Genomic DNA, 20,074 nt, shown 5'->3' on the forward strand with positions numbered 1-20,074 from the left:
CCCGCGTGCACTCCTCAGGCTGCGTCAGAGAACTTTCCGTAAGTGCATTTACCGCAGGCGGTCGCCCAAATTCTCTTAATCAACCTCCGCGGCGCGGAGCGCCGCACCCGTTCGCGCACTTCTGGAAACGGCGGGACTTGCGGCCGTTGGACGACGAGCGCCCGGAACGGGTGTTCGATATGCTTTAGCTTTCGTGCCCGTTCAGCGAGGAGGAGGACGGACGGCCGCCGTTTTCTGCGTGCGCCTCTCTTTCGCCCTTTCTTTTGAAGAAAGGGCAAGGGTATCCGGCTCGAAGAGCCGCGGGCCGCAGCCTCCGGATGCGGAGGCCCGCTCAACGCGTCCCTCCGCAGGCTGCAGCCCGAAAACTCCTGTCCGTGCAGACAAGTCTCGGAAGCGTGCTCTCCCCAGGCTGCGCCCGTGAACTGACCCCCGCAAACTAATCCATATGGTTCGGAAGCCCGCAAAAACACTCATCCGCAGGTTGTGCTCCGCATCGACTTCCTCCGCGCTTCGAAAAAAGATTGCTTTTTTCAAATCTCTGCTTAATTTTGTGGTATGATTCTGCCTGCGAACTGCAAAATAAACCTCGGGCTTGACATTCTGCGCCGCCGCGCGGACGGATACCACGATCTGGAGACGGTTATGTTCCCGGTCGCAGGGTTGTATGACGAGGTGGAGGTGATGCGCCGCACGACGCCGGGAGCCGCGTTCGTCAGCGAAGGGCTTGCGGTCGACTGTCCGGCGGAGGATAACCTCTGCCTGAAAGCCTTTCGCCTGATGCGCGACCGATACGGGGTGGACGGGGTGACGATCCGCCTGCATAAACGCATTCCGTTCGGGGCCGGACTGGGCGGCGGATCGTCCGATGCGACGGCCGTGATTCGGGCCATCGACGACCTGTTCGCTCTCGGACTGCCCGAGCGGGAACTGATCGACTGCGCCGCCGCGCTGGGCAGCGATACGGCCTTTTTCGTGCGCAACACCCCGCAGCTGTGCACGGGGCGCGGGGAGGTGATGACCCCTTTCGAAGTGGATCTGAGCGGGCTGACGCTCGTTATCGTCAAGCCCGAAGAGGGGGTCTCGACGCGCGAAGCCTATGCGGGCGTGCGCCCCCGTGTTCCGGAAACGCCGCTTGCCGAGCGGCTCCGGCAGCCCGTCGAAGCGTGGCAGGGCCGGGTGACCAACGATTTCGAGCCGCATATCTTCGCGGCGCACCCCGCCATCCGGGCCGCAAAAGAGCACCTGATCGCCGCAGGAGCCGTTTACGCGGCGATGTCGGGTTCGGGTTCGGCGGTCTTCGGGCTGTTCGATGCGGCGGACGCGTCGAAGCTCCGCGCCCTGTTGCCCTTTGTCTTCCGGTTATAGGTGCGGTGTTATATTTCGGCGGCGATCTCCCAGACGGTTACGATCAGGCTGATGACCGTCAGCGAGAGTACGGCGGCGATCAGCTGACCGAGCAGGCAGCCCGCCAAACTTCTCGTCCAGTCGATTTTCAAGAGATTTCGGATGATGACGACGTTGTAAACGCAGAGTGTCACGGTGATGATCCGCCCCAGCCAGAATTGCGGCATGCCGTCCGGATCGAAGCCGCACGCGTGCGTCAGGATAGTAAGGAGGGTCGCCAGCAAGATATGCAGCGAGGCCAGATAAAGCCCGATGTAGAAGTACTCCATGTAGCGCAGCTGCGAGCGGCTGCGGAAAACCCATCGATAGGCCAGCGCCAGCCAGGGAACGTTCAGCAGGGCGATGATCTCGATGTGGCTGTTCATAAATCCGAAGAGCGAGAAGATCATCGTGTCGATCTCCTCCTCCGCGGCCGCCGAGCCGTCCAGCAGTTCGTAGCCCAGGCCGGTCAGCGTCAGCAGACAGAGCGTGCAGACGAGCAGCAACAGCGTGAGCGGCGGGACGTACTTGCGCTGTTTGCCGGCGATAAATTCCCCGACGGTGACCGCCGGATGGCGGACGAAGCGCCAAAGTGTCTGCAACATGCCGTAACGGGGTATTGCGCCCGTTTCGCTGAAAAGGCTGTCGCCGATCAGCAGCGACACCATTTCGTCGTAGAGCGTCCGCCAGGTGATGCGCGTGGAACCGTATTCCTGCCCGCAGCGGGGACAATAGCGTTCGCCGACCGGCGATCCGCAGTTGCGGCACAGGCGCTCGGAGGGCTTCTCTTTCACGATTGTCCGGTTTTCCCGGTGCGCTGCGCTTCCGTTTTTTCCGCGTGCGGACCGTCCGGACGGGTCCCGACCTCGGCGGATTGCTCCTCCTGCGCCTCGTCCGACGTTTCGGATTGCGCCGATGACGGTTCCTGATCTTTGAATATGTATCCGACCATCACCTCCACGAACTCCCCGAAAGCATATTCCCATTCGGTATTATTATCGGCTCTCTCCGCTGCCTGTCCGATCTGCTGCCGGGCCTCTTTGGGCACGGTCAGGTAGTACCCGCCCAGTATGCCTCCCAGAAGCAGTACGACCGCCACGGTGGCGTAGGCGTATTGCAGCCCTTTGGTCAGAAGCGTGCGCCAGAGCGCGCTCCGCTTCTTCAGACCGAACATTTTCCAGAGAACGAACGCGGTATAGAGGAACGTGGGGAGGGTGAGCGCATAAAAACTGCTGTATTTCGGGACGAGCAATTCGATCGGCAGCACAAAGATCATCAGCGTCATTTCGAAGATCGAGAGGAAGATGCCGATGTAGAGGTATTCGACGTATTTCAGCCCGGCCCGCTTGCCGAAGACGGTTTTGAGCGCCAGTGCGAAGAAGGGGAGCGTCAGCAGCATGTTGGCCGCCGGATGGAGCGACGCATAGTCGATATAGGTGCAGAAAAGCCAGACGAAGAGGTGCTGGTCTTGATTGGCCATCGGGGTGTAGGTCTTCCCTACCAGCGCATAGACGATGGCGTAGAAGGTCGACAGCAGAAGCAGGATCGCCACCGGATTGAAGTACTTACGGCGGTGTCCGGCGATGTATTCCGGGATGGTTATGTGCGGCTGGAAGAGAATCGAGAGCCACGTCGTGACGGTTCCCTTGCGCATGTTCATGCCCCGCAGTCCGTAGGCTTCGTCGCCGATAAAGGTCGAGGTGACGTTCTCGGCCAGCGAGGCCCAATCGAGCCGGTGGGTGGTGGTGCGCTGTCCGCACGCGGAGCAGTAGTTGCCCGTCACTTCGCTGCCGCAGTTGCGGCATATCTGGTGCTTTGTCATGGCGCTTGGGTTTCGGAGGCTCGCTCCGACCCGACCGGCACGCGAAGCGCGCGGCAGGGACTGCCCTTCGGGCAGCCGAAGTCGGAACATGCGGTTTTCTTCATGGACGGTTTGAATCGGTTGGCCGGGAAACAGGTATCGGTTATGTCGTATAAGTAGTCGCGGGTCGGTCCGGGTCGATTCGGGTCGGTCCGGACTGGTCGCGGCCGAATGCGGCTGGGTGCAGTCGGAAAGTCGGCTGAAAAAGCCTTGCTCCGTTCCGCTGTGCCGGGGAACCCTTACCGTTCCGGGTTACCCGGTTTCGTCGGGTTGTCCGATTCTGCCTGTCTCGAACGGTTCCGGGGAAGTTGCTCTGCTTTGTATACGGCCCCGCAAGGTTCCGTCCCATTCTGCGGGTCTCCTTCGCTACCGGTTTCAGAGTTGCTTCGCACTGTTCGGCCTGTTCTTTGGAAATTGGCTGCTAATCTGTTCCTCGTGAATTGCGCTGTCCGGTCCGTTTCACGGGGATGCTCTGCCGGGCCTGTGCGGCGCTCGGCTGGTCTAAGCCGGTTTCGAGCCTCTCGGCCCCCCCCCGCTATTTGCAGGCGACGGGAATCTTGTCGATGCGCTTCTGGTGTCGTCCACCCTCGAACTCGGCCGAGAAATAGGCGTCGAGCATGTGTACGGCCTCGTCGTTGGTGACGAAGCGTGCGGGCAGCACGATCACGTTGGCGTTGTTGTGGCGGCGGATGAGCGTGGCCACCTCCGGGTCCCAGACCAGTCCGGCGCGGATGCCCTGATGCTTGTTCAGCGCGATGGTCATTCCCTCGCCCGAGCCGCAAAGCCCGATGCCGCGCTCCACCTCGCCCCGCTCGACGGCCTCGGCCAGCGGGTGCGCATAGTCGGGGTAGTCGGCGCTTTCGGGCGAATGGGTCCCGAAGTCGAGCACCTCGTAACCCATTGCGCCGAGGTATCCTACCAGGAATTCTTTCATTTCGTAGCCGGCGTGGTCGCTGGCGATACCGATCTTTTTCATCCTATATCGTGTTATCTGTTATGCGGTACAACTTAACAAAGATAGGCAAAAATGTTGATCCTTCCGAGAAATCGGGCTATTTTTGCCGTATGAACCGTCTGTTGGCCGCTTTGGGAGCCGTGTCGCTCGGGCTGGGGGTGGTCGGCATCTTCGTGCCGCTGCTGCCCACCACGCCCTTTCTGCTGCTTACGGCGGCGTTGTGGATGCGCTCCTCGCCGCGTCTGTACGCATGGCTGCTCGCCCACCGGCGCCTGGGTCCCTATATTCGCAGCTTCCGCGAAAACCGCGCCATACCGCTCCGCGCCAAGGTGCTTACGCTGTCGGTGATGTGGGCTTCGATGCTCTGGTGTGTCTGCGTGCCGCTCGAGGGGGTGCTGTGGGCGCAGATCGCCCTGCTGACTGTGGCGGTCGGCGTCACGGTGCATATCCTCTCGCTGGCGACGCTCGGCAAATGAAACGGGCGGAGAAACCCCCGCCCGTCGAAACGCCGTCCGGATGGTTTATCCTTCCGATCCGTCGTAATCCTGCTCCACGGTGAACTCCTCGATGCGGATGGAACTTTCGTTCTCGGTATAGAATCCGAAAATGGGGTCGTTCATCGGCCTGCGGAGCCTGAAAATCTCCATGTTGTTTACCGTGAAAATGTAGCGGCCCGCCTTGCGTTCGAGGACGATCTCCACGGTCCGGTTTTTTCCGCCCTTGAGTTTGGTGCGTTCCGTCCAGCCGCTCACCTCTTTGCCGTTGTTGTAGACGAAACAGCCGAAATACTCCTCTTTGAGCAGGAACAAGCAGGTGTCGAAATTCTCGCTCCGGTCGATGAGGATGCCGAAACGGTTCGTATCGTCGATCTTCGGCACGAGCAGCCGGGCCGACAGCTTGAAATCGTAATCCGTGAAGACCGGCAGTTCGGTCAGGATGGTTGCGAAACGGTCCCGAACCAGGGATTTGAGTTCGATGTACCCCGATTGAACCAGCGCGCTGCCCTGTTTGTCGGCATACTCCTCCCAGTCGAGGGTGGGGGTTTCCACGAAGGTCTCCGTGATCTTCGTCTGCGCCGCCGCTGCCAGGGGCAGCACCAGCGCCAGCGCGGCAAGAAGCGTCTTCATAGCGTCAGTTCTTGCCGAGCCGCTGTTGAAGCTCGTTGATGAGCGGTTCGTATTTTTTAAGCAGATAGGGCCACGCCTTGTAGCTTTGCTCCCCGGCATTCATCGGAGCGATCTCCGACGAGATTTTCACCTGATAGGCCAGCCCCTCGTTGGTGATCTCCTTGATCTGCATGCGCGTGCGCACCTTCGACTCCGCCCTCGGGAAACTTTGGATGGCCCAGGCGGTGTTCATGAAACCGGAGGCTTTGTCGGAGGTTTTGATCTCGTCGAAGTAGTTGAGCACGACCTGCGCGAGCAGTTTCCAGGCGAGGTTCTCGTCCACAGCTTCCCTTACGCGGACCGTGAAGTACTGGTTGGCCAGGTTGGAGGCGACGGAACTGAGCAGCGCGTCGTCCTCCTTGAGTTCGAAGTGGATGTTTTTGCGGGTGTCCTCCTTCATCACCTTCACCGTCTTGGTCACATATCCCGGCGCCTCCAGCTTGACGATGAAGAAGTCGTCGCGCGAGCCGAATTTTACTGTATAGACCCCGTCGCCTACGTAGTTGCCGTCGATGTGGATTTTGGCCTCCGAAGGCGTCACCGTGATCTTTTTTTGTTTGGCTGCCCATGCCGGGGCCGCCGTGCCGAACGCGAGGCAGAGCAGGAGCGAGAGTGCGAATTGTTTTTTCATATGGTTGGTTTTGGGTTGGTAGTTTCCAACGGCGCATCGGTGACGACGGGCGTGTTTCAGACAAAGATAAAATTTCTTTCCTGATTTACAAAACGCTCACAGCTCGATCATCAGGCGAGGTAGCGTTCGGCGACGCTTATCAGGAATCCCAGCAGCAGGGCGTTGGCCAGGATCAGCGGGATGGCCTTTCGTTCCCGCCCCGTGAAAGTCAGGACCACCGGCAGGGCCATCATCAGCGTGACGCCCATGCCGTCGGCCCACCACGGCAGGTAGGGCAGGTTGCCGTAGAAGACGATCACCGCGGCGAAGAGGTAGGTGCAGAACGCCGACAGGCACGAACGCGCGGGAAGTTTCTGCGCGATCATCGGAATCACGTCGAGCGTCCCGGCGGCCGCTCCCACGACAAGGGACAAGGTAAAGTGATCCATCGTCCGGGGTTATTTGGCCGCGCGTTTGCGGTCGTTCTCGTTCAGCAGAATCTTCCGCAGTCGCATCGCGTGGGGGGTCACCTCCACGTATTCGTCCTCCTGGATATACTCCAGCGCCTCTTCGAGCGTGAAGACCTTCGGCGGGGCGATGGCGGCCTTGTCGTCCGAACCCGAAGCGCGCATGTTGGTCAGCTGCTTCGATTTGGTGACGTTGACCGTGATGTCGTTCTGGCGCGTGTGCTCGCCGATGACCTGCCCCTCGTAGACCTGCTCCATCGGGCTGATGAAGAAGCGGCCGCGGTCCTGCAGCTTGTCGATCGAGTAGGCGTAGGCCGTACCCGTCTCGCCCGAGATGATCGAGCCGTTGGTGCGCATCTCGATGTCGCCCACCCAGGGTTCGAACCCTTTCAGGCGGTGGGTCATGATCGCCTCGCCCGCCGTGGCGGTGAGCATGTTCGACCTCAGGCCGATGATGCCGCGCGAGGGGATCGTAAATTCGAGCCGCGTGCGTCCGCCGTCCGAGGCCATGTTCGTAAGCGTGCCCTTGCGGCGCGTCACCAGGTCGATCACCGTTCCGGCGTGCTCCTCGGGGCAGTCGACCGTCAGCTCCTCGATCGGTTCGCACTTCTTGCCGTCGATCTCCTTGACAATCACGCGCGGCTGCCCCACCTGCAATTCATATCCCTCGCGGCGCATCGTCTCGATCAGCACCGAGAGGTGCAGTACGCCGCGGCCGAAGACGTTGAACGAATCGGCCGACGGACCGGGCGACACGCGCAGCGCCAGATTCTTCTCCAGTTCGCGGTCGAGGCGCTCCTTGATGTGGCGCGAGGTGACGTATTTGCCGTCCTTGCCGAAGAAGGGCGAGTTGTTGATCGTAAAGAGCATCGACATGGTCGGCTCGTCGATGGCAATCGGGGGCAGCGGCTCGGGGTTCTCGTAGTCGCAGATCGTGTCGCCGATGTCGAATCCCTCGATGCCCATGATGGCGCAGATCTCGCCGCACGGCACTTCGTCGACCTTCTTCTTGCCCAGCCCTTCGAAGACGGTCAGATCCTTGATCCGGGTTTTGAGCATCGTCACGCCGTCGCGCTTGGCCAGCGTCACGTTCTGCCCGGCGCGCAGCGTGCCGCGCGTGACCTTGCCCACGGCGCTGCGGCCCGTGTAGGAGGAGTATTCGAGCGAAGTGATCAGCAGCTGGGGCGTTCCTTCGACGACGGTCGGTTCGGGAATCTCATCCACGATGGCGTCCAGCAGCGGCACGATCGAATCGGTCGGCTGGTTCCACTTGTGCGACATCCAGCCCTGCTTGGCCGAGCCGTAGATGGTCTTGTAGTCGAGCTGTTCCTCGGTGGCGTCGAGCGAGAACATCAGGTCGAAGACCTGCTCGTTGACCACCTCGGGGCGGCAGTTGGGTTTGTCCACCTTGTTGACCACCACGATGGGCTTCTTGCCGAGCGCCAGCGCCTTCTGCAGCACGAAACGCGTCTGGGGCATGGTCCCCTCGAACGCATCGACCAGCAGCAGCACGCCGTCGCACATGTTGAGCACGCGTTCGACCTCGCCGCCGAAATCGGCATGGCCCGGGGTGTCGATGATGTTGATCTTATAGTCTTTGTAGATTACCGAAACGTTTTTCGAAAGGATCGTGATGCCGCGTTCGCGTTCCAGATCGTTGTTGTCCAGAATCAGATCGCCGTTCTGTTTGGCATTGTCGCGCAGGATGTTGCCTGCCAGAATCATCTTGTCTACGAGCGTGGTCTTACCGTGGTCGACGTGGGCAATAATCGCAATATTGCGCAGTTTTTGCATAGAATTGGAATTAGTGGTGCAAAGGTACGCAAAATCTGCGGAAATAATACTAAATTTGCCTTCCTTCCTTAAAAAGTTCGAGCTATGAACCCTACGTTTAACCTGCATGACACGAGCCGCATCTACATCGGTTCCGTGGCGGAAATACTGCCCCAAGTCCTCCCCGAAGGGCGTGTGGTGGTCGTTTCCGACGCCACGATCGACCGGCTGTACCACTCCCTGCTGGAACCCTACGATACGGTGCTCATCGGTTTGGGGGAGAGCATCAAGACCCTGCAGACGGTCGAGACCATCTACCGCCGTTTCATCGAGCTGGGCGTCGACCGCTCGACGTTCGTGGTGGCTATCGGGGGCGGCATCGTGACCGACGTAGCGGGTTTCGCCGCTGCGACCTACATGCGGGGCATCGGTTTCGGGTTCGTCTCGACGACGCTGCTGGGGCAGGTCGACGCCTCGGTAGGGGGCAAGAACGGTGTGAATGTGGACGGTTACAAGAACATGGCGGGAACTTTCACCCAGCCCCGGTTCGTCATCTGCGATCCGGCCATGCTGGCGACCCTGCCCGCGCGGGAGTTCCGCGCCGGCCTTTCGGAGGTGGTCAAGGCCGCGATCATCGCCGATGCCGACCTCTTCGCCCGGCTGGAGGGCACGGACCCCGATCTGCTGCGCAGCGATACGCTTCTGCTTTCGGAGGTCGTGTCGGCGGCGATCCGCGTCAAGGCCGGGATCGTCGAGCGCGACGAACGCGAGGCGGGCGAGCGGCGCAAGCTCAATCTGGGGCATACGCTGGCCCACGCCATCGAGAAGTGCTCCAACCGGATGAATCACGGCGAGGCGGTCGCCGTCGGTACGGCGCTCATCGCCGGAGCCGCCGCGAAGATGGGCGTACTGACTGTGCAGGAGCGCGACCGCATCGTGGCGCTGCTGGTCAAGCTGGGGTTCGACCTGCGGCCGCCCGTGGAGATGAAACGGCTGTTGAAAGAGGTCTCGAAGGACAAGAAAAACGAGGACGGCATGCTGCACGTCGTGCTGCCCGCCGCCATCGGCCGCTGCGTCGAGCAGACCCTTTCGGCGGACGCTTTCGCCGCCCTCTTCACCTAAAATCTTCGGATTCGACGCATCGGCGCTGCCGTCAGGGTTCGACCCGCTGCCGCAACTCTTCCGCATAGGCGTCCCAGTCGGCGATCGGCTGCCGGGCCACGCCCGATTCGACCGCCGCGCGCGCCACGGCCGGAGCGACGGTGCAGGCCAGCCGCGGATCGAGCGGCTTGGGGATCAGATACTCCCGGCCAAATTCCAGCTTTTCCACCCCATAGGCTCTCAGGACCGAAGTGGGAACGGGTTGCTGCGCCAGTGCGGCGAGCGCGTGCGCGGCGGCGAGTTTCATCGCGTCGTTGATCTTCGCGGCCCGCACGTCGAGCGCTCCGCGGAAGATGTAGGGAAATCCCAGCACGTTGTTGACCTGATTCGGGAGGTCCGAGCGACCGGTAGCGAAGATGATGTCGGGGCGCGAGGCGAGCGCCTTGTCGTAGGCGATCTCGGGATCGGGGTTGGCCAGCGCCATGACGATCGGGTCGGTGGCCATCGTCCGCAGCATCTCGGGTGTCAGCACGTCGGCTTTCGAGACGCCGAGGAAGACGTCCGCGCCTGCGACCGCTTCGGCGAGCGAGGCGATGCGCCGCGTGGTGGCGAATTCGCGTTTAAGCGGGTTGAGGTCGTCGCGGTAGACGGTCACCGCACCGCGGCTGTCGCAGAGCACCATGTTCTCGCGCCGGATGCCCAGCGCCAGAAAGAGCCGTGCGCAGGCGATGGCGGCCGCCCCTGCGCCGTTGACCGCCACGCGGAGCGTTGCGGCCTGCTTCCCGGCCAGTTTCATGCCGTTGAGCAGCGCCGCCGAGGTGATGACCGCCGTGCCGTGCTGATCGTCGTGCATGACGGGGATGTCCAGCTCCTCGCGCAGACGCGTGTCGATCTCGAAACATTCGGGAGCCTTGATGTCCTCCAGGTTGATCCCGCCGAAGGTCGGGGCGATGGCCTTGACCGTGCGGATGAACGCCTCGGGATCGGTCTCGGCAATCTCGATGTCGAAGGCGTCGATTCCGGCGAAGGTCTTGAACAACATGGCCTTGCCCTCCATGACTGGCTTCGATGCCAGCGGTCCCACATTGCCCAGCCCGAGCACCGCCGTGCCGTTGGAGATGACGGCGACCAGATTTCCGATGCCCGTGTAGCGGTAGGCTGCCGAGGGGTCGTCGGCGACGGCCAGCGACGCGGCCGCCACGCCGGGCGAGTAGGCCAGCGACAGGTCGTGCTGCGTGTGGTGGGGTTTGGTCGGCAGGACCTCGATCTTTCCGGGCCGCGGCTCGCTGTGGTAGCGCAGCGCCTCTTCTTGGAGTTTATGCTTGGTATCCATACATTTTCGGTTCGCAACGTTTACGATGCGAACGCAGAAGAACCTGCAATTATTGCGCCTGATTGGGACGACTTTCCCCCGGCGGGGCGGCCGAAGGCGGGAGAAGCGGAGCGGCAGATGCAGGGGAGGGGAGATGCGGTGTTCTCCGAGCCGGGTGCACGATAGGATTGGCCCGAAGCGGGTGAGTGCGGAGCGGAGGGATTAACAGCGGGACAGGACTGATGCCCGAAGCGGTTCGCACCGCATCACGACGCCGGCACGGCTTGACAGAAGATTTGCGCTGCATCGCAGCAGTCGGCACGGCTCCACAGTAGTTGGCGCCGCATCGCAGCCTTTCGGTTCGCACCCGGACTGTCCGTCCCTTAGAAAAGCGACCCTTCGCCGCCTTCGCGCGGGGTGAAGCCCAGGTGGCGGAACGCCAGCTCGGTGGCTTCGCGTCCGCGGGGCGTCCGCTTGAGGAATCCCTCCTTGATCAGGAACGGTTCGTAAACCTCCTCGATCGTTCCGGCCTCCTCGCCGACGGCCGTGGCGATCGTGTTCAGTCCGACGGGGCCGCCCTTGAACTTTTCGATGATGGTCCCCAGAATCTTGTTGTCCATACGATCCAGTCCGCGCGAATCGATATTCAGCGCTGCGAGTGCGATGCGGGTAATCGCCAGATCGATATGCCCCTCGCCCTTGACCATGGCGAAGTCGCGGACGCGCCGCAGCAGCGCGTTGGCGATACGCGGCGTGCCGCGCGAACGGAGCGATACCTCGCGGGCCGCGTCGTCGTCGATCGAGACGTCGAGGATGCGGGCCGACCGCTTCACGATGCCCGCCAGCACCCCGGCGTCGTAGTACTCCAGATGGCACTGAATGCCGAACCGGGCGCGCAGGGGTGAGGTCAGAAGACCGCTGCGCGTGGTGGCTCCGATGAGCGTGAAGGGGGCCAGCTCGATCTGGATCGAGCGGGCCGAAGGCCCTTTGTCCAGCACGATGTCGATCTTGTAATCCTCCATCGCCGAGTAGAGGTACTCTTCGACGATGGGGCTGAGGCGGTGGATTTCGTCGATGAACAATACGTCGCCGGGGGAGAGGTTGGTCAGCAGCCCCGCCAGGTCGCCCGGTTTGTCGAGCACCGGACCCGACGTCACGCGCAGCTGCGCCCCCATCTCGTTGGCGATGATGTTCGCCAGCGTGGTCTTGCCCAGTCCCGGAGGACCGTGCAGCAGCACGTGGTCAAGCGAATCGCCGCGCATGAGCGCCGCCTTAATGAAGATGCGGAGGTTGTCGACGATCTTCTCCTGCCCCGAGAAGTTCTCCAGTTCCTGCGGGCGGATCCGGTTTTCGAATTCGAGATCGCTCTCCGTATTGCGTAGGATAGACATGGCGCAAAGATAGCGAATTTTTGCCGATTGGCTGCCGTGCCCGCAAAAAATCCGGCCCGTGCGCCTCACGGACCGGATCGGCGGTGGAATACCTTGGCAGATGTCCCTTTACCGCAAGGATATCTGAACGTATTTGACGCCGTTGAGCTGAGTCTTCACGCGCAGCGTCAAACCTTTCATGCCCTGCATCGGCTCTTTCAGCTCGTCGAGCGAGAAGGAGATGTAGTAATAGTCGTCGGAACCCGTGTCGCCGTCGGCATCGTGGCGCAGCTCCACGTCGAGGTATCCTTCGTGGGTGGGCGTCTGCTGCGGCGTCTGCACACGTACCAGCCGGAATTTATGCTTCGAGTTGTCCGAGACGGGATAGGCTACGCGCAGGGTCAGGTACTTCCCGCTCAGCTGCGCGTCGATCAGGCTGACCGCATCGTCTGCGAGGGCATCCAGCTCGTCCTGCGTCATGATCCGGGCTTCGGACGTGTAGATGTCTCGGATATAGTAGGCGGCGATGTTGTAGTCGTAGCCCGGAACGTTGTCGGGCAGCAGGTTGAAATAGAGGATGGCGCGCTGTCCGTCCTCGGGCTTGTAAGCCCCGATGCGGCTGGTGTCGCCCGGATAGAGGGTCTTGTTGTCGTCCAGCTGGAAGTAGTAGGGAGCTTCGGTCGAGGTCTTCACCGTAACGAAATAGGAGTAGGCCGCATAGTCGCCGTCCGTGTCGTTGCAGGAGGCCAGAAAGGCTGCGGCCGCGAGAAGAAGGAGTCCAGTTTTTTTCATTTGTAGGATGTTTTTTATTGTCTTTCCTACTATAAATGTTAATTTTGCGGCATTACTGCGCGGAAGGAAAAAATATTTGTCGCCATGCAGTCTTTCGGGGTTATCCCCGTTTAATTAGATGAATCAGCGGATGGAGTTCGATGAACGGAAACTTGCCGACGGGTGCAGAGACGGGGACGCAGCGGCTCGCAAAGAGTTTTACGACCGCTATGCAGCCCGCCTTATGGCCGTGTGCCTGCGTTATGCGGGCGACCGGGCCACGGCGGAGGATCTGTTGCACGACGCCTTCCTCAAGCTGTTCGGGGCGTTCGACCGCTTCGCATACCGGGGGCCGGGTTCGCTGCGCGCGTGGATGGAGCGCGTCACGGTGAACGTAGCGCTGGAGTGGCTCCGGACCCGCAACCGGCTGGGCTGCCTGCCGCTGGACGAAGGACGCGCGCTGCCCGACGCGGCGGAGCCGGAACCCGCGGAGGTGTCGCGGATTCCGCGCGAGGTGCTGCTGCGCTTCGTGAGCGAACTGCCCGAGGGCTACCGCGCCGTTTTCAACCTCTACTGCATCGAGGGGTATTCCCACCGCGACATTGCCCGGATGTTGGGAATCAACGAGAAAAGTTCCTCTTCGCAGTTGTTTCGCGCACGAGGCCTGCTCGCGCGCAAGATTCGGGAGTACTTGGAGTCGAATTGAGCATGGAACGAAATAAGGATTGGACCGATGTGATGCGGAGCGCGCTCCGGAACGCCGAGGCGACGCCTCCGGCCGACGGCTGGGCGCGCCTGGAGCGGGAGCTGGAGAGCGTTCCTCCGCCCCGTAAGCCGCTGTGGCGCATCCCGCAGGTGCGCATCGCCGCGGCGGCCGCCGCCGTGCTGCTCGGCATCGTGGCCGGGGAGCTTTTCCGGCAGGCCGGTCCCGAGGCGGACTATGACCTGCCGGTGGTCGCCTCTGTCGAGACCTTCGGACGGGAAGAGGCTGCGCCGACGCCGGATGCTGAGGTCGCCCCGTCCGAGAAGACCACCCCTGCCGCTCCGAAGCGGCGCGCCGCCGGGTCCGCTTCTGACGCTCGCTCTCTGGCCGTCCGAACCGATGCTTCGGCGGCCGCACCCTCCGCAAAACGGGCTGTCCGTTCCCTCGCGGCGCGTGTTGCGGATCACAACCCCGCTACCGAAATCGGGTCCGAGCCGGAAGCCGCTTGCGACAAGCGCGATGATTCGGCAGAGGCGACGATCGGTTCCGGCGCTGCGCAAACCGCAGCGGCCGGTTCTGAAACCGCAACATCGTCCGCCGCCGTAAGCACCGAGACTGCCGGGACCGCCGCAACCGCTTCAGTCGCTGCAACCTCGGGAACCGCCGAGACCTCTGCAAGCGCTTCAACCTCTGAAACCTCCGCGACCTCTGCAACCGCCCGAACGACCGGACAATCCGCCACCGAACCCGCTGCGGCCCGCACTTCCTCCCGATCCGCTGCGACCGCCCACCGCACAGTGTTTTCGAACGATAACCTCCTTGCCTACACCCGCCCAAGCCGCAAAACGTCGATGTCGTTCTTCGCGGCCGGCGGCGTTACGGGCAGCAAGAGCGGTCCCGGACTGGTCAGCCGCTCGCTGGCGCAGCTGACCGGACCGGAAGAGGAGGAGCTGGAAGGCTCCCGTTACGAGGATTACCGCCAGAGTTCGTTCCGCCACCACCAGCCCATGAGCTTCGGACTGACCGTGCGCAAAGAGCTGGGCCGCGGCTTCTCGGTCGAGACGGGCGTGATGTACACGCTGCTCTGGGCCGACGTGCGCATGCCGCTCGGCACGGAGGATTTCAGTCAGAAGCTCCACATGATCGGCGTTCCGCTCCGCGTGAACTGGAATTTTCTGGAGCGGCGCAACTTCGTATTATATATAGGTGCGGGCGGTATGGTCGAGGCGTGCGCGGCCGCCAAGTTCGGCTCGACCGAGGTCGAGGAGCCGGGCGCCTTCTGGTCGGTGGCGGGCGCTTTGGGCGCCGAGTGGCGGCTTGGCGGGCTGGTGGGGCTCTATTTCGAACCCGATGTCTCCTATTATTTCAACCAAACGCGCCTGCGCACCACGCGCACCGATTCGCCCGCGACCTTCACGCTCCGGCTGGGCGTGCGTCTGAATTTCTGATGGTTGGCGTATTTGCGAGGGGTGCATCTCCCCGACTGAGCCAAGTCCGTACAACCGTGTGCGGGCTTTTGATTTGCGCTGCCGCATGTCCGAATACGACATAAAAGCACTTAAAAGTGCTATTCCGTATTGTCGTGCCAAAAATTGTTATTATTTTTGATGGAACATTTCCGGGGCGAGCCGGGTGCAGGACCCATAAAAAAACACAAGCGCGAGGGTTTCGCACTTGTGTCTTGGTAGTCCCGACGGGAATCGAACCCATATCGTAAGAACCGGAATCTTATATTCTATCCATTGAACTACGGGACCGGGAGTGCAAAGATGGTAATTTTTTTTTAAATTTGAAATAAAAATGAGAGAAAAACAGAATAATTGGCAGCGCATCGAAGCGGTAATCATGTGGGCGAACATGTCTACGAACTATTTTGCCCGCTATATCGGCCTTCCGCGCGGGGAGAACCTCTATCAGATCAAGCGCGGCAACAACGGCATTTCGCTCGACGTGGCCGAGCGCGTGGTCGCCAAGTTTCCGCAGGTGGACAAGCTCTGGCTGCTCACGGGCGAGGGGACTATGTTCTCCGACGACCGTCTTAGGGGCGTGCAGATTCCCTTTTACCGCCACGACCCCGAGGAGGGAATGCCCGACCTGCACCTGCTCGAATCGGAGTGCGGACTGGTGCTCCCGATGGTGGGCGATTGTGACTGCGCCATGTGCTACACGGGGCGTGCGATGGGCGACGTCATACCGCCGGGGACCATCGTCCTGCTGCAGGCCGTTGACCCCGAAGCGATAATTCCCGGGGGAGAATATGTGATTGTCACCCGAAAAATCGTAACTTTGCGCATAGTGCGGACCATCGAGGGGGAGGAAAAGCTCCGCCTGGTGGCCGGCGACCGCGAACAGTACGACGATATCATCGTGTTTAACAGCGACATAAAAGCGGTCTACAAGGTGAAGGGCAAATTGATTTTAAATAATTAGCGAGTATGTTTTCAGGCATCGTGGAACGCATGGGCGAGGTCGTCTCGATCCGTGAGGACCGTCAGAACAAGGATTTCACCCTCCGTGCAGACTTCACCGCGGAGTTGGGGATCGATCAGAGCATAGCACATAACGGCGTATGTTTGACAGTTGTGGACATCGCGGGCGATACGTATACCGTGACGGCCATGAAGGAGACGCTCGATCGGAGCAACCTCGGGCTGCTGCGGGCGGGCGATCTGGTCAATCTGGAGCGGTCGATGAAACCCGATGCCCTGCTGGACGGCCATATCGTGCAGGGACACGTCGACCAGACGGCCGTCTGCACGGCCAAGGAGGATGCCGACGGCAGCTGGTACTTCACTTTCGAATACGAGCCGCAGGGCGGCGGACTGTGCACCGTGGAGAAAGGTTCGGTGACGGTCAACGGCGTGAGTCTGACGGTGTGCGATTCGAAACCCGCGTCGTTCCGCGTGGCGATCATTCCCTACACCTACGAGCATACCAATTTCTGCCGGATCGGCGTGGGGTCGGTCGTCAACCTGGAATTCGACATCGTGGGCAAGTACATCGCCCGCCTGATGGAGCAATATACCAAATAGCCTATGGTACTCATCAAGACAAAGGAGGGGGCGTCGCTGTGGATCGCCCTGCTGGCAACGCTTATCGTTGCCGTTGGACTGATCCTGTTCGACGTGCGGTGGTGGATCGTGCTCGCGGCTTCGGTCGGCGTGTTCGTCCTCATGGCGCTCGTGGCGCTCTTCATCATTCGCAAATACGTGGCCTACAAGCTCAAGCCGATCTACTCGATCGTCCTTTCGCGCGACGTGCACACCAAGGAGATCTTCTCGGAGCTGAAGGACAAGCGCGTGGAAAACATCGGCGAGGAGCTGACCGCCTGGGCCGACACCAACGACAAGGAGATCGCGCGGCTGAAAGAGACCGAACGCTTCCGCAAGCAGTATCTGGGCAATGTGGCGCACGAACTGAAAACCCCGATCTTCAACATCCAGGGCTATATCTCTACGCTGCTCGACGGCGGGCTTGAGGACGAGCTGATCAACCGCAAGTACCTCGAACGGGCCGAGAAGAGCATCGACCGCCTGATCAACATCGTCAACGACCTGGACACCATCTCCAAGTTGGAAAGCAACATGAACCGGTTGGATATGGAGAAGTTCGACGTGGTGGCGCTGGCCCGCGAGATCGCCGAGCAGGCCGAGATGGAAGCCGACCGGAAAGGGATCAAAATCACGGTCAAAGGGTCCGACAACCTGCCCTCGCCCTTCTGGGTGCTGGCCGACAAGCACTACATCGGACAGGTCTTCGTCAACCTGATCATCAACTCGATCCGCTACGGCAAGGAGGGCGGCACGACGCGCATCCGCTTCCGGGACATGCTCGACAAGATTCTCATCGAGGTCGAGGACAACGGTTCGGGCATCGGCAGGGAGGACCTGCCGCGGGTTTTCGAACGCTTCTACCGCACCGACAAGGGCCGTTCGCGCGAGCAGGGCGGCACGGGGCTGGGCCTGGCCATCGTCAAGCACATCATCGAGGCGCATGGCGAGCGGATCACCGTCCGCAGCGAAGTGGGCGCGGGCAGCACCTTCTCGTTCACGCTCAAAAAAGTCAACCTGCAAGACATCAAGTAAATGATTCAGCCGTTAAGCATCGTCTGGGACTTCAACCCGGTCTTTTTCCGAATCGGCTCGCTCGACATCCGTTACTACGGACTGATGTGGGCGCTGGCGATCCTGATCGGGGCCAAGTTCTTCGACAATTTCTGCAAGCGCGAGGGCCTTCCGCAGAAGGTCTCCGAGTCGATCTTCATCTACGGTACGCTGGCCACGATCCTCGGTGCGCGGCTGGGCCACTGCCTCTTCTACGACACGATGGAGTACCTCTCCAAGCCGTGGACCATCATCACGGGTTTCCGCGACGGCGGCATGGCCAGCCACGGCGCGGCCATCGGCCTGCTGATCGGTCTCTGGCTCTTTTCGCGCAAAAACCGGCTGCCCTATATCTGGTCGCTGGACCGCATCATGATCCCGGTGGGGATCGGCGGGGCGATCGTGCGCCTGGGCAACCTCTTCAATTCCGAGATTTTCGGGCAGGCGACCACGCTGCCGTGGGGCTTCGAGTTCGTCCGCTCGGCCAAGTGGGTCCACGAGTTCGCACCCGCTGCGGTGCATCCCACGCAGATTTACGAGGCGCTGTGTTACCTGCTGACCTTCGGGGTGCTCTGCTGGCTCTACTACAAGAAGGATACGGCCCGCCGGCGTCCCGGCATCCTGTTCGGGATCGGACTGATCGGGACGTTCCTCACGCGCTTCTTCATCGAATTCATCAAGACCGAGCAGGAGCCGTTCGAACTGGGCTGGACGCTCGATATGGGCCAGTGGCTGAGCATTCCGTTCGTCATACTGGGCGTGTGGATGGTCTGGCGGGGGCTGAGACGCCCGGTTTCTGCCGAGGCGGCAACCGTCGTGGCGACGTCCTCCGCACGGAAGCCCGCTTCGAAGCCGACCGCTTCGGTCGCCTCCGCACCGAAGCAGACCTTTAAAAACCGGAAACGATGAGTGCGTACCCGATGGTGGAACAGGTCAACCGACTGATCGGCAACCGCCTCGCCGCAGGCGGCGAACTGTTTCTGCCCGGTGTCGGGTCGCTCTACACCGAGCGGCGGGGCGCCCGGCAACTCTCCAAACGGATGGTCGAGCCTCCCTGCCGTGCGGTCGTCTTCTCCTCGCAGCAGCGGGGCGAGCCGCTTCCGTGGCTGATCGCCCGCACGGCGTCGTGCGACGAGGCTACGGCGCAGGAGATTTATGCGCGCTGGCTGGAGCAGACCCTGCGCGACGAGGTGCTGACCATCGAGGGCGTCGGCGTGCTGAAATTCAAGCATTTCCAGATGGAGGAGGCGTTCGACAAACGGCTCAACCCGCAGGGCCGCATACCCGTGCGCATCCGCTCGCTGCACCGCTTCGACTGGGCGCTCTGGTGCGGGGTCGCGGCGATCGTCTTTGCGGCCATTTTCGGCGGCTACCAGTTTCTGATGCTCTTCCCCGACGAACCGGCGCAGACTGAAGTCGTTTCCGAGGCCGTTGCGGTCGTGCAGGGACCCGAAAGCCCTGCCGACACCCTTGCCGCCGCAGCCGGGACAGCCGATACGCAGTCCGCCGGAGAGCCTGGAATCCCGGCGGAACCGGATGAGGCTCGGCCCGAAAGTCCGGCCGATCCGGCTATTGCCGGACAGACAGAAACGCGGACGGCCGGAGATTCTGAGGCCGCCGCAGCGACCAACGCTCCCGTTCGCTCGGCAGATGCGACGCGACAGGAACCGCAGCCCGCAACCGCAGCGGTGTCCGACCGTCCCGCATCGCTTGTCTCGGGGCGCAAATACGTGGTACTCGGGGTGTTCAGCACCGCGGAGAACGCCGCGCGCGCCGTGAAGCGTGCGGCTGCCGCAAAATCGGCCCTGTCGTGCCGGGTCTACCGCTTCGGGGAGAAGTTCATGGTTTCGCCCTTCGAGTCGGACGATGCCGCGGCCTGCGCGCAGTTCATCCGCGAACAGCAGGGGCGCTATTCCGACCTTTGGACCTACACCGCTCGCTGATGCGTCTTTCCGATTGGATAATCCGCGCGATCGACTGGTTCTATATCCGGCCCGTCGCGTCGCTCGTACCGCGTCAGACGTTCCGCTATGCGGTGTGCGGCGGCGTGAATTTCCTGCTGCTCGATCCCTTCTATTACTTTCTGATTTACAATTACGTCGTTGCCCACCGCTATTTCGACCTGGGCTTCGTGGTGCTTTCGCCCCATATCGCGGCCATGATCCTCGTCTTTCCGATCACCTTCTTCAACGGGTTCTGGCTCAACCGCAACGTCGCCTTCCGCTTCTCTCCGCTGCGGACCCGCACGCAGCTGCTGCGCTACGCCCTTTCGGTCGCCGGATCGGTGCTTTTAACCTATGCGGGGCTGAAATTCTTCGTGGAGGTGTGCGGGGTGTGGCCCACGCCGGCCAAGGTGCTTACGACGCTGGTGACGACGGTATATAGCTTTCTGGCGGCCAAGTACTATTCGTTCCGCCACGCGGAGCGGTGATCCACCCCTGCCTATGCGGAGCGGTTCAAGCCCTGTCTATGGAGCGGTAACCTTGTTCCGTCACGCGG

General features: G+C 61.6%; 21 protein-coding genes and 1 tRNA gene. 11 read left to right on the forward strand and 11 right to left on the reverse strand.

What is annotated here, in order from left to right:
* Positions 1 to 555 precede the first annotated feature (555 nt).
* Positions 556 to 1,365, forward strand: a complete 810-nt coding sequence (gene ispE / locus ACMO9O_RS06115; protein ID WP_418982868.1) for a 4-(cytidine 5'-diphospho)-2-C-methyl-D-erythritol kinase — start codon at positions 556 to 558, stop codon at positions 1,363 to 1,365.
* Positions 1,366 to 1,373: 8 nt separating this feature from the next.
* Here ispE and ACMO9O_RS06120 read toward each other — a convergent pair whose 3' ends face one another.
* The 3 genes from ACMO9O_RS06120 to rpiB form a co-directional block, all read right to left on the reverse strand.
* Positions 1,374 to 2,177 (reverse strand): DUF3667 domain-containing protein, encoded by an 804-nt coding sequence (locus ACMO9O_RS06120; protein ID WP_418982869.1) that lies wholly within the window; start codon positions 2,175 to 2,177, stop codon positions 1,374 to 1,376.
* Positions 2,174 to 3,205, reverse strand: a complete 1,032-nt coding sequence (locus ACMO9O_RS06125; RefSeq protein WP_418982870.1) for a DUF3667 domain-containing protein — start codon at positions 3,203 to 3,205, stop codon at positions 2,174 to 2,176. Before ACMO9O_RS06125 ends, ACMO9O_RS06120 begins: the two co-directional genes overlap by 4 nt.
* A 574-nt stretch (positions 3,206 to 3,779) precedes the next feature.
* Positions 3,780 to 4,220, reverse strand: coding sequence for a ribose 5-phosphate isomerase B (gene rpiB, locus ACMO9O_RS06130; protein ID WP_418982871.1), 441 nt, complete (start codon positions 4,218 to 4,220; stop codon positions 3,780 to 3,782).
* An 89-nt stretch (positions 4,221 to 4,309) separates the two neighbouring features.
* Here rpiB and ACMO9O_RS06135 point away from each other — a divergent pair, with 89 nt between their 5' ends.
* Positions 4,310 to 4,675, forward strand: coding sequence for a YbaN family protein (locus ACMO9O_RS06135; RefSeq protein WP_418982872.1), 366 nt, complete (start codon positions 4,310 to 4,312; stop codon positions 4,673 to 4,675).
* 45 nt (positions 4,676 to 4,720) lie between these two features.
* Here the strand turns inward: ACMO9O_RS06135 and ACMO9O_RS06140 are convergent, their stop codons facing one another.
* From ACMO9O_RS06140 to typA, 4 genes are all read right to left on the reverse strand, one after another.
* A complete protein-coding gene (locus ACMO9O_RS06140) occupies positions 4,721 to 5,326 on the reverse strand; it encodes a hypothetical protein (RefSeq protein WP_418982874.1) in 606 nt (201 codons plus the stop codon).
* A gap of 4 nt (positions 5,327 to 5,330) precedes the next feature.
* Positions 5,331 to 5,996 carry a hypothetical protein gene (locus ACMO9O_RS06145; RefSeq protein ID WP_418982875.1) on the reverse strand — a complete coding sequence of 222 codons (666 nt, stop codon included), beginning with the start codon at positions 5,994 to 5,996 and terminating at the stop codon, positions 5,331 to 5,333.
* 110 nt (positions 5,997 to 6,106) lie between these two features.
* Entirely contained in the window at positions 6,107 to 6,424 is a 318-nt protein-coding gene (locus tag ACMO9O_RS06150; protein ID WP_418982876.1) for a hypothetical protein, read from the reverse strand.
* Between the two features lie 9 nt (positions 6,425 to 6,433).
* Positions 6,434 to 8,236 carry a translational GTPase TypA gene (gene typA / locus ACMO9O_RS06155; RefSeq protein ID WP_418982878.1) on the reverse strand — a complete coding sequence of 601 codons (1,803 nt, stop codon included), beginning with the start codon at positions 8,234 to 8,236 and terminating at the stop codon, positions 6,434 to 6,436.
* 84 nt (positions 8,237 to 8,320) lie between these two features.
* Here typA and aroB point away from each other — a divergent pair, with 84 nt between their 5' ends.
* The gene (aroB, locus tag ACMO9O_RS06160) at positions 8,321 to 9,337 is read left to right on the forward strand and encodes a 3-dehydroquinate synthase (RefSeq protein WP_418982880.1); all 1,017 of its coding nucleotides are present in this window, start codon (positions 8,321 to 8,323) and stop codon (positions 9,335 to 9,337) included.
* A 31-nt stretch (positions 9,338 to 9,368) separates the two neighbouring features.
* Here aroB and ACMO9O_RS06165 read toward each other — a convergent pair whose 3' ends face one another.
* From ACMO9O_RS06165 to ACMO9O_RS06175, 3 genes are all read right to left on the reverse strand, one after another.
* Positions 9,369 to 10,649: a malic enzyme-like NAD(P)-binding protein gene (locus tag ACMO9O_RS06165; protein ID WP_418982881.1), complete on the reverse strand. Its 1,281-nt coding sequence runs from the start codon at positions 10,647 to 10,649 to the stop codon at positions 9,369 to 9,371.
* 362 nt (positions 10,650 to 11,011) lie between these two features.
* Positions 11,012 to 12,019, reverse strand: a complete 1,008-nt coding sequence (ruvB, locus tag ACMO9O_RS06170) for a Holliday junction branch migration DNA helicase RuvB (protein WP_418982883.1) — start codon at positions 12,017 to 12,019, stop codon at positions 11,012 to 11,014.
* Between the two features lie 108 nt (positions 12,020 to 12,127).
* Positions 12,128 to 12,790 carry a hypothetical protein gene (locus tag ACMO9O_RS06175; protein ID WP_418982885.1) on the reverse strand — a complete coding sequence of 221 codons (663 nt, stop codon included), beginning with the start codon at positions 12,788 to 12,790 and terminating at the stop codon, positions 12,128 to 12,130.
* Between the two features lie 118 nt (positions 12,791 to 12,908).
* Here ACMO9O_RS06175 and ACMO9O_RS06180 point away from each other — a divergent pair, with 118 nt between their 5' ends.
* A complete protein-coding gene (locus ACMO9O_RS06180; RefSeq protein WP_418982886.1) occupies positions 12,909 to 13,475 on the forward strand; it encodes an RNA polymerase sigma factor in 567 nt (188 codons plus the stop codon).
* A gap of 2 nt (positions 13,476 to 13,477) precedes the next feature.
* On the forward strand, positions 13,478 to 14,920 hold the full coding sequence (locus ACMO9O_RS06185; protein ID WP_418982887.1) for a hypothetical protein: 1,443 nt from the start codon (positions 13,478 to 13,480) through the stop codon (positions 14,918 to 14,920).
* Positions 14,921 to 15,154: 234 nt separating this feature from the next.
* On the opposite strand, the gene ACMO9O_RS06190 is transcribed toward ACMO9O_RS06185, so the two are convergent.
* A tRNA-Arg gene (locus tag ACMO9O_RS06190) sits at positions 15,155 to 15,229 on the reverse strand.
* 43 nt (positions 15,230 to 15,272) lie between these two features.
* Here ACMO9O_RS06190 and ACMO9O_RS06195 point away from each other — a divergent pair.
* The 6 genes from ACMO9O_RS06195 to ACMO9O_RS06220 are packed head-to-tail and all read left to right on the forward strand — an operon-like array spanning position 15,273 to position 20,006.
* On the forward strand, positions 15,273 to 15,902 hold the full coding sequence (locus ACMO9O_RS06195) for a hypothetical protein (protein ID WP_418982889.1): 630 nt from the start codon (positions 15,273 to 15,275) through the stop codon (positions 15,900 to 15,902).
* A gap of 5 nt (positions 15,903 to 15,907) precedes the next feature.
* Positions 15,908 to 16,504 (forward strand): riboflavin synthase, encoded by a 597-nt coding sequence (locus ACMO9O_RS06200; protein ID WP_418982890.1) that lies wholly within the window; start codon positions 15,908 to 15,910, stop codon positions 16,502 to 16,504.
* 3 nt (positions 16,505 to 16,507) lie between these two features.
* Entirely contained in the window at positions 16,508 to 17,557 is a 1,050-nt protein-coding gene (locus tag ACMO9O_RS06205) for a sensor histidine kinase (protein ID WP_418982892.1), read from the forward strand.
* Entirely contained in the window at positions 17,558 to 18,484 is a 927-nt protein-coding gene (lgt, locus tag ACMO9O_RS06210) for a prolipoprotein diacylglyceryl transferase (RefSeq protein WP_418982893.1), read from the forward strand. It abuts the gene before it with no gap.
* A complete protein-coding gene (locus ACMO9O_RS06215; protein ID WP_418982894.1) occupies positions 18,481 to 19,518 on the forward strand; it encodes a hypothetical protein in 1,038 nt (345 codons plus the stop codon). Before lgt ends, ACMO9O_RS06215 begins: the two co-directional genes overlap by 4 nt.
* Positions 19,518 to 20,006, forward strand: coding sequence for a GtrA family protein (locus tag ACMO9O_RS06220; protein WP_418982895.1), 489 nt, complete (start codon positions 19,518 to 19,520; stop codon positions 20,004 to 20,006). Before ACMO9O_RS06215 ends, ACMO9O_RS06220 begins: the two co-directional genes overlap by 1 nt.
* The last annotated feature ends 68 nt before the right edge of the window (positions 20,007 to 20,074 follow it).

It is taken from the genome of Alistipes sp. (genome assembly GCF_048465635.1).
GTDB lineage: Bacteria > Bacteroidota > Bacteroidia > Bacteroidales > Rikenellaceae > Alistipes.